Raw genomic sequence first — 14,628 nt, forward strand, 5'->3', positions numbered from 1 at the left:
GGCCGGTCACCCGACATGGACCTGGCGAACATCTACCGCGCGGAGTACGGCCGTTGCGTCGCCACCCTGGCCCGCCTCCTCGGCGACATCCACCTCGCCGAGGAGGCGGTCCAGGACGCCTTCACCACCGCGCTGCAGAAGTGGCGGACCCTTCCGCCGAACCCGGCCGCCTGGATCGTGACCACCGCGCGCAACCGGGCCGTCGACCGGCTCCGCCGGGAGTCGACCCGCGAGGCCCGGCACGCCCAGGCCCTGCTACTGCACCAACAGGACGAGCCTCAGGAGGTGGGACCCGTGAAAGACGACCAGCTGCGACTCATCTTCACCTGCTGCCACCCGGCGCTCGCCCCCGACGCGCGGACCGCCCTCACGCTCCGCCTGCTCGGCGGCCTCGAGGTTCCGGAGATCGCCCGGGCGTACCTGACCCAGGAAGCGACCGTTGCCCAGCGGATCGTGCGGGCCAAGAAGAAGATCCGGGACGCCGGCATCCCGTACCGGGTACCCGCCGAGCACGAGCTGCCCGACCGGCTCCCGCCCGTGCTCACCGTGCTCTACCTGATGTTCAACGAGGGCTACACGTCCACCGCCGGACCGCTGATCAGAACCGACCTCTGCACCGAGGCGATCCGGCTCGCCCGCGAACTCGCCGCGCTGATGCCCGACGAGCCCGAGGTGCTCGGCCTGCTCGCCCTGCTGCTGCTGACCGAGGCGCGCCGCCCGGCCCGGCTCGGCCCGACCGGCGGACTCGTGCTCCTGGCCGACCAGGACCGGTCGTTGTGGAACCGGACACTCATCGCCGAGGGCCACGAACTGGTCCGCCGATGCCTGCGACGCAACCGGCCCGGCCCATACCAGATCCAGGCCGCGATCAGCGCGGTGCACACCGACGGCGCCACCACCGACTGGCAGCAGGTGCTGGCGCTCTACGACCAACTCCTCGCGCTCGCCCCGACCCCGGTCGTCGCGCTCAACCGGGCGGTCGCCGTCGCCGAGGTGCACGGACCGGCGGCGGCCCTCGCCGCGCTGGAGGAGATCGACCTTCCCGGCTACCACCGGCTGCCGGCCACCCGGGCCGAACTGCTGGCCCGGCTCGGCCGCGACACAGCCGCCCGAGCCGCCTACGACCAGGCCATCGCACTGGCCACCAACGAGACCGAGCGTGCCTTCCTGCACGCCCGTCGTATCGAACTCACCAACACAGGGACAGCATGATGACCGCTACCTACACCTTCGACGTCTTCTCCAGTCTCGACGGCTTCGGCACCCACAGCGGCAACTGGGGTGGCTACTGGGGTAAGCAGGGCCCCGAACTTCTCGAGCACCGCCTCGCCGTGTACGGCCAGGAGCAGCGCATGGTCTTCGGGGCCGGGACGTACCGGGCGTTCGCCCGGATGCTGGCCGCGAGTACCGAGGAGTCCGAGGTACGTGACGCCTGGGTCACCCGGATGAGAAGCCTCCCGGCGACGGTGCTGTCCAACACGCTGGTGGGCCCCCTCGACTGGCCGGACGCCACCGTCGTGAGCGGTGACGCCGTGGACGCCGTCGCCCGGCTCAAGGAGGAGTCCGAGCTGCCGCTGCGCTCGCACGGCAGCCTGTCGCTGAACCGGGCTCTGATGGCCGCCGGTCTGGTCGACCGCGTCCAGGTGACGCTCTTCCCGGTGGTCACCGGTCGGACCGGTACGGAGCCGGTCTTCCAGGGCGCGGCCGACTTCGACCTGGAGCTGATCGAGAGCCGGACACTCGACGGTCGTACCCAGGAACTCGTCTACCGCCCCACCCTGCATTTCTGAGTCCGTGCGAACGCCTCCAGCCGCGAGGGACCTCGCCGCCCTCATCCAGGCCGTACTCCGGGACCGCTACGCGGGCGGCGAGGCGGAATCCTCGGCTGCCGCCTCCGGATGTAGACCGTCGGTCCCTCCTACCGACCTGCTGTGGTCCCTCCTACCGACCATCCCGGATCGACCCGAATCCGGGTGGGAGTCGACGAGACCCGCACTAGACCGCCCGTTCAGGGGTGGACCCCGTCTGGTTACCACGGGCCTGCAGCAGTTGCTGCCGCTTGCTGTTCCTGAGCCACCTGTGTGACCCAGGCTTACGTGCCTCGCTCGCCAGATGCTTGACGCTGGCCTCGCTGGACAACTCCTTGAGCTTCGCTCCCGGGCGGCCGCCCAGGTAGACCCTCATCGCGATGTCGTCCCGGTTGGCCAACTGGTAGATGCCGACCCGCCGGCCGAGGCTGATGCACATGGCGGTGGCGAGCACACTCACCGACGTGGGTCGCTCGCCGGTGATCCGGTGGAGCACGGTGTCAGCGGCATGTGCGCCCAGACAACCCGCGGCATAGGCGCTCATCCGGAACGGGAGGTCCGACGGTGCCGCCGAATCCCCGGCCGCGACGATGCGTTCGTCATCGACGCTGGTCAACGACTCGTCGGTGAGTAGCCGCCCGACGGCGTCGGTGCTCAGCCCGCTGCGCATGGCCAGGTCCGGCACGCCGAATCCGGCGGTCCAGATGGTCACCTCGCTCGGCAGCCTGCGGCCGCCGCTGAGCTGTACGGCGTCGGGCGTGACCGCCACGACCCTGGTGCCCGGACCGTCGACCACGGTCACCCCGAGGTCGGCCATCTGCCTGGCGGCCTTAAGTCGGGCCTGCGGGTGCAGGTACGGCCCGAGCACTCCGCCGCAGACCAGGGTGACCCGACGCCCCTGCTCCGCCAGCTCGGCGGCGGTCTCGATGCCGGTCGGGCCGGCGCCGACCACCGTCACCGCGGCGGTCGGGGGCGTGGCGGCGAGGACCGACCGCAACCGCTGCGCCGCCTCCAGGGTGGCGACCGGGTAGGCGAACTCGGCTGCTCCCGGGGTGCGCCAATCGGTGCTTTCGCTGCCCACCGCGTAGATCAGATAGTCGTAGTCCACCGTGCCGCCGGTCGCCAGCGTCACGCTGCGCCCGGCCGCGTCGATCCGGTCCACGGTGTCGACCACCAGCCGGACGTTCTCGGCCAGGATCTCCCGGTATTCGACGACCGCGTCGTGGGACCCGCCCAGCAGTTGATGCAGGCGAAGCCGCGCGACGAAACGCGGGCGCGGATTGATCAACGTCACCGTCAGGTCGTCCCGCTGGGTCAGGCGGTTGGCCGCCATCACGCCCGCGTACCCACCGCCGACCACCACCACCCGGTGCTTCCCAGTCATCGGTGCCTCCTTCATTCCCATGGGGGTTTCACCACAGGACACCGTCCGGTCGAGCGTTGTGACAGGCATGAGCCAGGTCACTGCAGGGCCGAGGCAGGCGGCCACCGGGCTGACGTGCTCGGGCCCGGGGCGCGCCCTGCCCGCCGGAGGGCTGTCCGACCGGCTCGGTGGGCAGCGGCGCGACGGCTCCGGTGCGGGAGTGGTGTCGGTCACGCGTACCAGGGTGGGTTGGTCGATCGACTCCCAGCACGAACGCCCGGTGGGTCCCCGAGGACCAGCCGGGCGTTCGGCTCGGTTCGACTTCCGGACAGGTTACGCCCGGGACCACCGTTGGTTGGTCCCGCCGTGGCAGGACCAGACGATCACAGCGGTGCCGTTCGCGGTTCCGGCGTTGTTGACGTCCAGGCAGAGTGACGGGGATCGGACGTTACTGATGGTGCCGTTGCCGTTGAACACCCACTGCTGGTTGTTGCCGCCGTTGCAGTCCCAGATCTGCACCCGGGTGCCGGCGGTGGCGTTGAGCGGGATGTCCAGGCACTTGCCGAGCAACTGGAGGGCCTGGCCGGACTGCGTGAACTGCTGGTTGGCTCCACTGTGGCAGTCCCAGATCAGCGTGCCGGTGCCGTTGGCCGTGTTGCTGTTGTCCAGATCCAGGCACCGGCCGCTGGACTCGCCGCGCAGTCGGAAGGTCGACGGCGGCTCGGTGATGCCACCGCCACTGACCCGGTACACGACCGTGCCGTGCGCCGGCACGCTGGCCGAGATCGGACCGGTGCTGCTGGAGGTGGCGTTCGTCCAGGTGTCACGCAGCGTGAACGAGCTGCCGGTCTTGCCGATCGCCGCCGCGGTCGTGGAGATCGTCGTGGTGGAGCCGCCCTGGTTGAACAGGGCCACCGCGACGTCACCGTTGGACAGGCGCTTGGCCAGCACCCGCCGGGTGCCGTCGAAGGACACCTGGACCGCCTGTAGGGCCAGCGGATCCTGGTTGATCGCGATGAGGTTCTGGTTCTTCAGGATGGCCTGGGTGGCCGAGTTCATGTTCCGCACGTCGTTGCCGGCGATCAGCGGGGACGCCATCATCGCCCACAGCGCGAAGTGACTGTGCATCTCCGTGTCGTTCATGCCGCCCCGGCCGACCTCCATCATGTCCGGGTCGTTGAACGCACCGGGCCCGGCGTAGTGGGCCAGCGGCACGGTGACGTTGACGATGTTCTGGATCCCCATCGGGTAGCCGTTGGTCTGCCCGGTGTCCCAGGCGTTGGTGATGTCCTCGGTGGTGCGCCACATGTTGGCCACGTCGCCCCAGTTGCGCATCGGTCCGGTCTTCTCGTGGATGCTGTTGGAGTTGATGCTGTAGACGATCGGTCGTCCGGTGGCGGCCAGCGCGTCGCGCATCAGGGCGAACCTCGCCACCTGGTCGTTGATCGTTCCGGTGGGAGAGCACCAGTCGTACTTGAGGAAGTCGACGCCCCAGGCGGCGAACTGCCGGGCGTCCTGGGCCTCATGTCCCTGGGCGCCGGTCGCCCCCGGATAGCTGCCGAAGTACTGGGCGCAGGTGCGGTCCAGCGGGGCCTGGTAGATGCCGAAGAGCAGACCCCGGGCGTGCAGGTAGTCCCCCAGCGCCTTCATGCCACTCGGGAACCGGGACGGGTTGGCCTGGAGGTTCCCCTGCGCGTCCCGGGTCGAGTTCATCCAGCAGTCGTCGACCACGACGTACTTGTAGCCGAGGTCCCGCATGCCCGAGCTGACGATGGCGTCGGCCACCTGCCGGATCAAGGTCTCGTTGATGTTGCAGCCGAACGTGTTCCAGCTGTTCCACCCCATCGGCGGGGTCCTGGCCACCCCGTTGTTCAGCGCCAGCGCCGGACGTGGTGAGGCGGCGGGCTCCACGACCGCCACTGCCACCGCCACCAGAGCCGTGGTCAGGGCAGCCAACCATCTCGTCGTACGTGCGTGCATCGAGCCTCCAGAGATCTACGGGAACGGGCGGCGGCAGGTCCTGGACAGGCGCCGGTGACCTCATGACGGAGCATGGGCAGATGTCAATGTGAGCGCTAACATACTCTGCCGATCCGAGAAGTGCAAGACTGTCGATCCGAGAAACGGCAAAACGTGTGTCGTGGATTGCCGGACGGCGAGGTAAGGCAGGTCGGGACCATAAGTCACCGCTTCACCTAACAGAAAACTGCGGTGATTCTGTTCCTTTGGTCAGCCTCGGCGCCGGCACCGAAACTGTTATCCAGCACGCCCGTATCCAGTCGTCACTCGACGTAGCTCGGTCCCCCACGGACGTGCGAGAAGGCGGCGGTTTGCGAGGTTCCGTACCGGGAAGATCGGGCGTTGGCCAACGCAACGCCAACGGAGAACGCCGATGAGTAGCCAGCAGCGAACCGACGACCTCGGGCGCCCTGTCGGCCAGCCCGGCCCGGCCTCGCCGAGCCGGCCGTCGGCGAACTGGTCAGCGCCGCGGGTGGCAGTGCTGACCCGGGCCGGCTGGGGGCTGACCCTGTTGCTGACGCCCCGGCTCGTGCTGCGGGTCCTGCACGGCCGCGTCGATGCCCCCGCCCTGGTGGTCGCTCGCCTCCTCGGGATGCGTCACCTCCTCCAGGCGGGCGTGACCGCCTGGCGCCCGAGCCGTCCGACCTACCTGGCCGGCGCCGCCGTCGACACCGCGCACGCCCTGAGCACACTCGGGCTGGCCTTGGCGGATCGGCAGCGGCGGGTGCCCGCGTTGGTCGATACCATGCTGGCCGCCGCCTGGACGGCCGTCGGCGTCTGGTCGGGGCCGGTGCAGGATCGCTCGGCGAAGCGCCGCGTACCCGCCGTCGGTCGCTGAACAGCCGGGGCACCGTCCCGTTCGGGCCGCTGGCGGGGACGAGGGACCGCACCGGCGGCTAACCGCTGCTGAGCGCTACTGCTGCCTCGAGCAGCAGTGTGTGCACGAACGGCTGAGGATCGAGTCGTTTCCTGGCACGTGCGAGCCAGGACATCACCACCGCCGGCCCGAATCACGGAACGCGCCGGATGCCCGCTCGGGCCCGTCCGACACCCTCGCGCGGTCGCTTCCTGGCGAATCGGGGAGGCGCTCGCTTCCTTCCCGCCGAATTGGGTAGAGAGCGTCTGTCGGACGGGAGCGAGGAGCCAGCATGCGCCACGAGCGGTCACCCGGCGTCGCGGTCGTGACCGGTGCGAGCGCCGGTGTGGGCCGGGCAACGGTGCGGGAACTGGTCCGCCGGGGTACCACCCGGATCGCCCTGCTGGCCCGCGGCAGCACCGGCCTGGCGGCGGCGGCCGACGAGGTACGCGAGGCCGGCGGCACCCCGTTGCCGATCGAGACGGACGTGGCCGACTATGACCAGGTCGCCGCTGCCGCCGAGCGGGCCGCCGCCGAACTCGGGCCGATCGACCTGTGGATCAACGACGCCTTCACCTCGGTGTTCGCACCGTTCACCCAGATCGAGCCGGCCGAGTTCCGCCGGATAACCGAGGTGACATACCTCGGCTTCGTGTACGGGACCAGGGTCGCGCTGGCGCACATGCTGCCCCGGGACCACGGCACGATCGTGCAGGTCGGCTCCGCGCTGGCGTACCGGTCGATCCCGTTGCAGTCGGCGTACTGCGGTGCCAAGCACGCGATCGTCGGCTTCACCGAGTCGGTGCGGTGCGAGCTGCTGCACGACCGCAGCCGGGTGAGGCTCACCGTCGTGCACCTGCCGGCGGTGAACACTCCGCAGTTCGACTGGGTGCTGTCCCGGCTGCCTCGACACGCCCAGCCGGTACCGCCGATCTACCAGCCGGAGGTGGCCGCCCGGGGGATCGTGCGGGCCGCGTACCGGCCGAACCGCCGGGAGTACTGGATCGGCGCGTCGACCGTGGGCACCATCCTCGGCAACCGGGTCCTGCCGGGCCTGCTGGACCGGTATCTGGCCCGTACCGGCTATTCAAGTCAGCAGACCGGCGAGTCGACGACCGGGAGCCAGCCGGCCAACCTCTGGCGACCGGCGGACGGCCCCGACGGCCACGATTTCGGTGCACACGGTTCGTTCGACCGGAAGGCACACGGCCGCAGCTTCCAGGCGTGGGCGTCGCAGCACCGGAGGGAACTGGTTGCGGGCACCCTGGCGCTGGGGGCGGCGGGCGCGGCGCTGGGCCGGATTGTCCGGGGCTGACCCCGCCGACGGCGGCGCGGATACCAGCCGCCCGGCTGGTTTGCGGTCGAGAAGGCCGGGTAGCCCCCGCTCCGTCCGCCCTGGTCCGCCGTGTCCGACGGCAGGCGAACGCCGCGTGGCGGCGGGAGCGGAAGAGGGGGCGAACCCGGACGAGGAGGACGACGTGCAGGAAATCGTGGGCGAGAGCCTGGCCCGACGCCTGGTGGCGTGGGGGGTCGACACCGTGTTCGGGCTGCCCGGCGACGGCATCAACGGTCTGATGGAGGGATTCCGCCGGCAGCGGGAGAAGTTGCGGTTCGTGCTGGTGCACCACGAGGAGGCGGCGGCCTTCATGGCCACCGGCTACGCCAAGGCCACCGGGCGGCTCGGGGTGTGCGCGGCCACCTCCGGGCCGGGGGCGATCCACCTGCTCAACGGGCTCTACGACGCGAAGCTCGATCACGTGCCGGTGCTGGCGATCACCGGCATGCAGGAGACCTCGGTGCTGGGCGCGCACTACCAGCAGGAGGTGCAGACCACCCAGCTGTACCAGGACGTGGCCGCGTACAACCTGATGGTCACCAACCCGCAGCAGATGCCGGCGGTGGTGGACTTGGCGATCCGCGACGCGCTGAGCAAGCGGACCGTGGCGCACCTGACCTTCCCCAACGACGTGCAGGTGGCACCGGCCGCCGAGGACCCCTACCGGCACGTCAGCCCGGGCAAGCCGCCGATGAGCGCAGCCGTGGCGTCGTACCCGCGGCTGGCGGCGGATCCGGATGAGCTGGCGAGGGCGGCCGAGGTGCTCAGGGCCGGCCGCAAGGTGGCCATGCTCGTCGGCGTCGGCGCCCGCGCCGCCCGCGAGGAGGTGCTGGCGGTGGCCGAGGCCCTGGCCAGCCCCATCGTCAAGACGCTGCCGGGCAAGCTGGTGGTGCCGGACGACCACCCGCTGACCACGGGCGGGCTCGGCCTGCTCGGTACCGCTCCCAGCGAGGAGCTGATGGAGGAGTGCGACACGCTGCTGATGGTGGGCACCTCCTTCCCGTACGGTAAGTTTCTGCCCGCTCCGGGGCAGGCGAAGGTGGTGCAGATCGACGTCGACCCCAGCCTCATCGGGATGCGGCTGCCGGTCGACGCCCCGGTCTGCGCGGACGCCCGGCTGGCGCTGCGGGACCTGTTGCCGATGCTCGGCCACGGCCCGGACCGCTCGTTCCTGGAGAAGTACCAGCGCAAGATGAGCGACTGGCGTTCGAAGATGGCCAGCCTGGTGAACCCGGAGCGGTCGCCGATCGCACCGCAGTACCTGATCGGCTGCATCGACGAGGCGGCCGCCGACGACGCGATCCTCACCTGTGACTCCGGGACCATCGCCACCTGGTCGGCGCGGCACTGGACGATCCGCGGCGACCGCGAGTTCTACCTCTCGGGCAACCTGGCCACCATGGCTCCCGGCCTGCCGTACGCCGTCGCGATGCAGCACGCCTATCCCGGCCGGCAGGTGATCGCGTACGTCGGTGACGGCGGTTTCGCCATGTTGATGGCCGAGTTCCTCACCGCGGTCCGGCACGAGCTGCCGATCAAGGTGGTGATCAACAACAACAACTCGTACGGGCAGATCCTGTGGGAGCAGATCATCCTCGGCTACCCCGAGTATGCGGTGCGGCACCGCCAGCCGGAGGCGGACTTCTCCACCTGGGCCCGTGGCTGTGGCGCGTTCGGGGTCAAGGTGACCGACCCGAAGGCGCTGCCGGGTGCCATCCGGGAGGCGCTCGAGCACCCCGGCCCGGCGCTTGTCGACTGCGACGTCAACCCGAACGAGCCGCCGATGCCGGGCAAGATCAGATATGAGCAGGCGAAACACTTCACCGAGGCGTTCATGCGCGGCCAACCGCACAAGGTCGCCACCGTCGCCACCGTTGCCCGAGACAAGATCAACAAGCTTCGCGCATGACCGAGGTGCTGCCCGACCCGGTCACCCGCGGGGCGGCGGCCGGCCTGGTAACGGCCGCCGGACCGGCCTCGGCGGCCGCGCTGGTACGCCGGTCGGGGCGATGACCGGGATCGGCCTCACCGCCGAGGCGTACCGGATTCCCACCGACGCCCCCGAGGGCGACGGCACCCTCGGCTGGACCGCCACCACACTGGTACTGGTCCGGGCGCGGGCCGACGGGCACACCGGGATCGGCTGGACCTACGGTCCGGTCGCCGCGGTCGGCGTGGTGGCGGACCTGCTCGCCCCGGTCCTCGCCGATCTCGATCCGGACGACGTGCCGGCGGCCTGGACCCGCATGCGGCGCCGGCTGCGCAACGCCGGCCGCCCCGGCGTCGCCGGGCTCGCCCTGTCGGCCGCCGACTGCGCGCTGTGGGACCTGAAGGCCCGCCGGCATGCCCTGCCGCTCGCCCGACTGCTCGGCACCGCCCGCCGGGACGTGCCTGTCTACGGCAGCGGCGGCTTCACCACCTATGACGCCCAGCGCCAGCACCGACAGCTCGCCGGCTGGGTGCACGAACAGGGCATCCCCCGGGTGAAGATCAAGATCGGCGAGGCGGACGGCACCGCGGTGGAGCGTGACCTGGCCCGGATGACGGCCGCCCGCCACACGATCGGCGACGGCACCGAGTTGTTCGTCGACGCCAACGGCGGCTACCAGCGCAAGCAGGCGATCCGGGTCGCCAGCGCCGCCGCGGACCTGGACGTGCGCTGGTACGAGGAACCGGTCAGCTCCGACGACCTGCCCGGCCTCGGTCTGGTGCGGGACCGGGTCACCGCCGACGTGACGGCGGGGGAGTACGGCTACGACCTCGTCTACTTCCAGCGCATGGCTCCGTACGTCGACTGCCTCCAGATCGACGTCACCCGCTGCGGTGGCATCAGTGAGTTCCTCCGGGCCGCCGCGGTGGCCGACGCCGCCGGGATCCAGGTGTCCGGGCACTGTGCCCCGCATCAGCACCTGCCGGTCGCCGCCACCACGCCGAACCTGCGACACCTGGAGTGGTTCCACGACCACGTTCGCATCGAGACGATGCTCTTCGACGGCACCCATCCGGCCACCGGCGGCGCGGTGCCCGTCCAGACCGAGCGGCCGGGCAACGGGCTGGAGTTCCGCGCCGAGCAGGCGCGGCAGTTTCGGGTGGCCTGACCCGGGCGTCAGCGGCCAGGGCGAGGGGCGGGTGGCACCCAGGCGGCACCGCCGCGGCTGACCCACCTGCTCGCCCCTCGCCCGGGAAGAAGGCCGAGCCGCGGGGTTCGGCATTGACATGAGTCGTTTGACGTATGACGATGTGAGCGCTAACTTTTCGGTCGCGGTGTCAGGTGGCTGCCGGGAGCCCTGACGATGCACCGCCGCGATTCGCACGGACTCGCCGCATCGTCGGCTCATGGCGGGGCCGGTCGTCCGGGGGCGGTGGCCGCGGGTCTGTTGCGGAAGACCTCACATGCCGACGCCCACCACAGGACGCCGGCACCATCCCTGGGCGCACGCGTCCGTGCTGCTCGCGTGCGATCCCGACAGAAGGAGCTGATCATGAAGGCCACCGGTGAGGCTCGTCCCGCCTCTCCACCCAGACATGGCTGGCGGTCAGGACTGGCCGTCGCGGCGGCGGCGGCCGTCGCGGTCGGCACGCTCGTCGCGGTGAACCCCGCGCCCGCGTCGGCGGCGACGGTGGACACGAACGCCTGGTACGTCCTGGTGAATCGGAACAGCGGCAAGGTGCTGGACCTGTACGGCCTGGCCACCAACGACGGTGCGCGGATCACCCAGTGGACGCGAAACGGCGGCGCGAACCAGCAGTGGCAGTTCGTGGATTCGGGAGGTGGCTACTACCGGCTGAAGTCCCGGCACTCCGGCAAGGTCCTCGACGTGTACAACCTGTCGACCGCCGACGGCGGTGCGATCGTGCAGTGGACCGACCTCAATGCGGCGAACCAGCAGTTCCGGCTGGCCGACTCCGACGCGGGGTACGTCCGGCTGATCAGCCGGCACAGCGGCAAGGTCGTCGAGGTGCAGGGCGCGTCCACGGCCGACGGTGGGAACATCGTGCAGTACTCCGACTGGAACGGCACGAACCAGCAGTGGCAGCTCGCTCGGGTCGACGGCGGCGATCCGCCACCTGGTGGTACCGGCTGCGGCAGGGCCCCGACGCTGTCGAGCGGCACGTACACGATCCAGAGCAACGGCAAGAGTCGATCCTTCATCCTGCGGATGCCGGCCAACTACAACAACAGCAACCCCTACCGGTTGATCTTCGCGTTCCACTGGCGCGGCGGCACCATGCAGGACATCTCCTCGGGCGGCACCAGTGGGTCCGCGTGGTCCTACTACGGCCAACAGGAGCAGTCGAACAACACCGCGATACTGGTCGCGCCGCAGGGGCTGGGCAACGGCTGGGGCAATGCCGGCGGTGAGGACGTGACCTTCGTCGACGACATGGTCCGGCGGATCGAGAGCGACCTCTGCGTCAACCCGAGGCAGCGCTTCGCGCTCGGCTTCAGCTGGGGTGGCGGCATGAGCTACGCCCTCGCCTGCGCTCGGGCGAACGTGTTCCGGGCCGTCGCGGTCATCGCCGGAGCGCAGATCAGCGGCTGTAGCGGCGGTACCCAGCCGATCGCGTACTTCGGGCTGCACGGCATCTCGGACAACGTCCTGAACATCTCGCAGGGGCGGTCGCTGCGGGACACCTTCGTCCGGAACAACGGCTGCACCGCCCAGAACCCACCGGAGCCGGCGGCCGGCAGCCGGACGCACATCACCACCGCCTACTCGGGCTGCCGGTCCGGTTACCCCGTGCAGTGGGCCGCGTTCGACAACGGTCACATGCCCGGTCCGGTGGAGGGGACCTACGCCGAGAGCGGCATCACGACGTGGACAAAGGGTGAGATCTGGCGGTTCTTCGCGCAGTTCTCCTGAGAAGGGGCGCGGTTTCTCCCCAGAAGTCGGCAGATCTCCGCAGAAGGGACGGAAGGCGTGACGGGCGGGCTCGTGGCGCGCAGGGGTGCTGGCACCCGCCGCGCGACCGGGAGCCCGCCGGGTCCGGCGACGGTTCAGCGCTGAAGACGGCTGGGGCTGCCCGTTCCGCTGCGGCGGACGAGCCATGCCTCGGTGATGTGGGTGAACATCGCCTCGGCCGCACCGTCCGGATCGTGCGCGGCGATGCGTTCGTAGATGCGCCGGTGCCCGCGGTTGGACGCCACGCACAGCGAGCGTTGGGTCCGGCCCATGTACCGGGCGGTGTTGACGACCTGACTCTCCAACGCGCGTACCACACCCCGGGCGATACGGTTGCCGGAGGCCTGCATGATCGTGTCGTGGAAGGCGCGGTCGTGCTCGTGATAGGTGGCGTGGTCGTCGACGAGCTCATCCATCCGCTTCACCTGATCGCGTAACCGCTCGATGGTTTCCTGGTCCGCCAGCCGGGCGGCGACGTTCGCCATGTCGGACTCGAGCACCCGGCGGGTGACGACGAGGTCGTCGAGGATGGCGAGGCTGTCGTCCTCGGCGATGGTGGCCCCGAGGACGAGTTCGTCGAGCATGTCCCAGGACGACCGCGGGGTGACCATGGTGCCGGCGCCCTGGCGGACCTGTACCAGCCCCTTCTCCTGAAGAATCTTCACCGCCTCCCGGACGACGGTCCGGCTCACGGAGAAGGTCTCGCAGAGCACCGGCTCGGGCGGGAGCGACGTCCCGGACGGGTGCGTCCCGCGGACGATGCGCTCCACCAGCTCGGCGGTGACGGCCCGGGCGAGGTTGGCGGGTCGCCGCGTCCAGGCCGGGGGCACTACAGCATTCAAAACGGTCTCCTGCGATCGCGTCATGTCCCCTCCCGGTGGCTCACCGCGCTGGTAGCCCGGTGTCCGTGGTCAGTGTACGGCCGACCGTTGACGAGTAGACATCATACGAGTTACGTTTCCGCGTGATGACGCCCGACGGTCGGTTCGCCGGCCACCCCTCGTTCAAAGGTTGACAACGATGAAACACCGAGCAATATGGCCGGCCGTCCTCGTTGTGGGACTGGCGCTGGCCGGTTGTGGAAGTGCCACAGGGTCGAACTCGTCGCAGGGCGGGTCGGAGGGCAAGCTGGTGGTGTGGGACTGGAAGTCTGGTGAGCCTTCCGCCGCACCCTACATCGAGAAGGCGAAGGCGGACTTCGCGAAGAAGCATCCGGACGTGACGGTCGAGTTCGTCGCGCAGCCCTTCGACCAGTACTACACGCTGCTCGGTGCGGCGATCCAGTCCGGCAAGGGCCCGGACGTGATCCTGTTCAACGGGGGCGGCCAGATCCGTGACCGGGTGGACGCGCTCGTGCCGCTGGACGAGTACGTGACCGAGGACAAGCAGCGGCTGGCCGGCTGGGACGCGTTCACCAAGGAAGGCAAGATCTACGCCAGCCCGGTGACGCTGCAGGGCCACCCCATCTACTACAACAAGGCGCTCTACGAGAAGGCCGGGCTCGACCCGGCGAGCCCGGCGACGACCTGGAGCAAGTTCCTCGCCGACTGCGCCGCCATCGCCAAGGCCGGCGCCAAGTGCTTCGCCCTCGGCAACAAGGAGGGTGTCGGCATCCAGTTCTGGCTCTCGGGCCTGGGGTCGGGCATCCTCACCGCGCAGGAGTACGACGACTGGATCGCCGGGAAGCGCGACTGGACCTCGCCCAACGTCAAACGGGTCTTCGAGCTCTGGAAGGAGGCCGGCGACGCGGGCCTGAACAACGAGGGCGCGAACTCGACCGCGATGTTCAACGACTCGTTCGCGCTCTTCCAGTCCGGTAAGGCCGCCCACGTCATCGGGCTGATGTCGGACGTGGGGCACTGGAAGGACTTCAGCGAGTTCCTGACGACCGACAAGCTCGGCGTCATGGACGCCCCGGTCGTCACCGCCGGGACCACCCCGAGCCTGCCCTACGACGGCGGGATCGGCTACGGGGTCGCCAAGTGGACGAAGGACCCGAAGGTGGCCGCCGACCTGGTGCGGGCACTGACCTCGACCGACGCGTTGCGGGCCTTCTACGCCGAGGCCGGCGCGATCGCCGCGGACACCACGATCGACGTGTCGCAGGGCGGCCCGGCCGTCGCCACGATCGTCTCCGAGATCAAGGGCGGCAAGCCCGCCCTGCACGTGGCGCTCTCCTCGAAGACCCTGGACCTGATGGGTCGACTCTCCCAGCAGCTGCTCGGTGGTTCGATCACCGTCGACGAGGTGGTGAAGCAGTTGGCCGCTTCCGACCAGGCGGGCTGAATCCGTGCCGATCGGAAATGTACCGTCGTCGGTGGTCCTGCTGCTGCTCCTAGGGT

11 protein-coding genes are annotated in these 14,628 nt (G+C 70.0%); 8 read left to right on the plus strand and 3 right to left on the minus strand.

Annotated features, from left to right (window positions below; translation table 11 throughout):
* Window positions 1–15: 15 nt before the first annotated feature.
* Complete coding sequence (locus ABNF97_RS31185) at window positions 16–1,212, plus strand: RNA polymerase sigma factor (protein WP_349340709.1); 1,197 nt, start codon at window positions 16–18, stop codon at window positions 1,210–1,212.
* On the plus strand, window positions 1,209–1,790 hold the full coding sequence (locus tag ABNF97_RS31190; protein WP_349340710.1) for a dihydrofolate reductase family protein: 582 nt from the start codon (window positions 1,209–1,211) through the stop codon (window positions 1,788–1,790). The genes ABNF97_RS31185 and ABNF97_RS31190 overlap by 4 nt, the downstream gene beginning before the upstream one ends.
* Before the next feature lie 205 nt (window positions 1,791–1,995).
* Here ABNF97_RS31190 and ABNF97_RS31195 read toward each other — a convergent pair whose 3' ends face one another.
* A complete protein-coding gene (locus ABNF97_RS31195; protein WP_349340711.1) occupies window positions 1,996–3,192 on the minus strand; it encodes an NAD(P)/FAD-dependent oxidoreductase in 1,197 nt (398 codons plus the stop codon).
* Window positions 3,193–3,504: 312 nt separating this feature from the next.
* Window positions 3,505–5,151, minus strand: a complete 1,647-nt coding sequence (locus tag ABNF97_RS31200; protein ID WP_130463445.1) for an RICIN domain-containing protein — start codon at window positions 5,149–5,151, stop codon at window positions 3,505–3,507.
* A gap of 412 nt (window positions 5,152–5,563) precedes the next feature.
* Here ABNF97_RS31200 and ABNF97_RS31205 point away from each other — a divergent pair, with 412 nt between their 5' ends.
* The 5 genes from ABNF97_RS31205 to ABNF97_RS31225 all read left to right on the plus strand — a co-directional run bounded on the left by ABNF97_RS31205 (window position 5,564) and on the right by ABNF97_RS31225 (window position 12,247).
* Entirely contained in the window at window positions 5,564–6,028 is a 465-nt protein-coding gene (locus tag ABNF97_RS31205) for a hypothetical protein (protein WP_349340712.1), read from the plus strand.
* 310 nt (window positions 6,029–6,338) lie between these two features.
* Window positions 6,339–7,361, plus strand: a complete 1,023-nt coding sequence (locus ABNF97_RS31210) for an SDR family oxidoreductase (protein ID WP_349340713.1) — start codon at window positions 6,339–6,341, stop codon at window positions 7,359–7,361.
* A gap of 163 nt (window positions 7,362–7,524) precedes the next feature.
* Window positions 7,525–9,291: a thiamine pyrophosphate-dependent enzyme gene (locus ABNF97_RS31215; RefSeq protein WP_349340714.1), complete on the plus strand. Its 1,767-nt coding sequence runs from the start codon at window positions 7,525–7,527 to the stop codon at window positions 9,289–9,291.
* Window positions 9,292–9,391: 100 nt separating this feature from the next.
* Window positions 9,392–10,480: an enolase C-terminal domain-like protein gene (locus tag ABNF97_RS31220; protein ID WP_349340715.1), complete on the plus strand. Its 1,089-nt coding sequence runs from the start codon at window positions 9,392–9,394 to the stop codon at window positions 10,478–10,480.
* A gap of 384 nt (window positions 10,481–10,864) precedes the next feature.
* Window positions 10,865–12,247, plus strand: coding sequence for an RICIN domain-containing protein (locus ABNF97_RS31225; RefSeq protein ID WP_130463441.1), 1,383 nt, complete (start codon window positions 10,865–10,867; stop codon window positions 12,245–12,247).
* 134 nt (window positions 12,248–12,381) lie between these two features.
* Here the strand turns inward: ABNF97_RS31225 and ABNF97_RS31230 are convergent, their stop codons facing one another.
* Window positions 12,382–13,128 carry a FadR/GntR family transcriptional regulator gene (locus ABNF97_RS31230; RefSeq protein ID WP_349340716.1) on the minus strand — a complete coding sequence of 249 codons (747 nt, stop codon included), beginning with the start codon at window positions 13,126–13,128 and terminating at the stop codon, window positions 12,382–12,384.
* Between the two features lie 178 nt (window positions 13,129–13,306).
* Here ABNF97_RS31230 and ABNF97_RS31235 point away from each other — a divergent pair, with 178 nt between their 5' ends.
* Window positions 13,307–14,572, plus strand: a complete 1,266-nt coding sequence (locus tag ABNF97_RS31235) for an extracellular solute-binding protein (RefSeq protein WP_130463439.1) — start codon at window positions 13,307–13,309, stop codon at window positions 14,570–14,572.
* Window positions 14,573–14,628: the final 56 nt, after the last annotated feature.

The sequence above is a fragment of the Plantactinospora sp. B6F1 genome, assembly GCF_040120695.1.
In the GTDB taxonomy this organism is placed as follows: Bacteria; Actinomycetota; Actinomycetes; order Mycobacteriales; family Micromonosporaceae; genus Plantactinospora.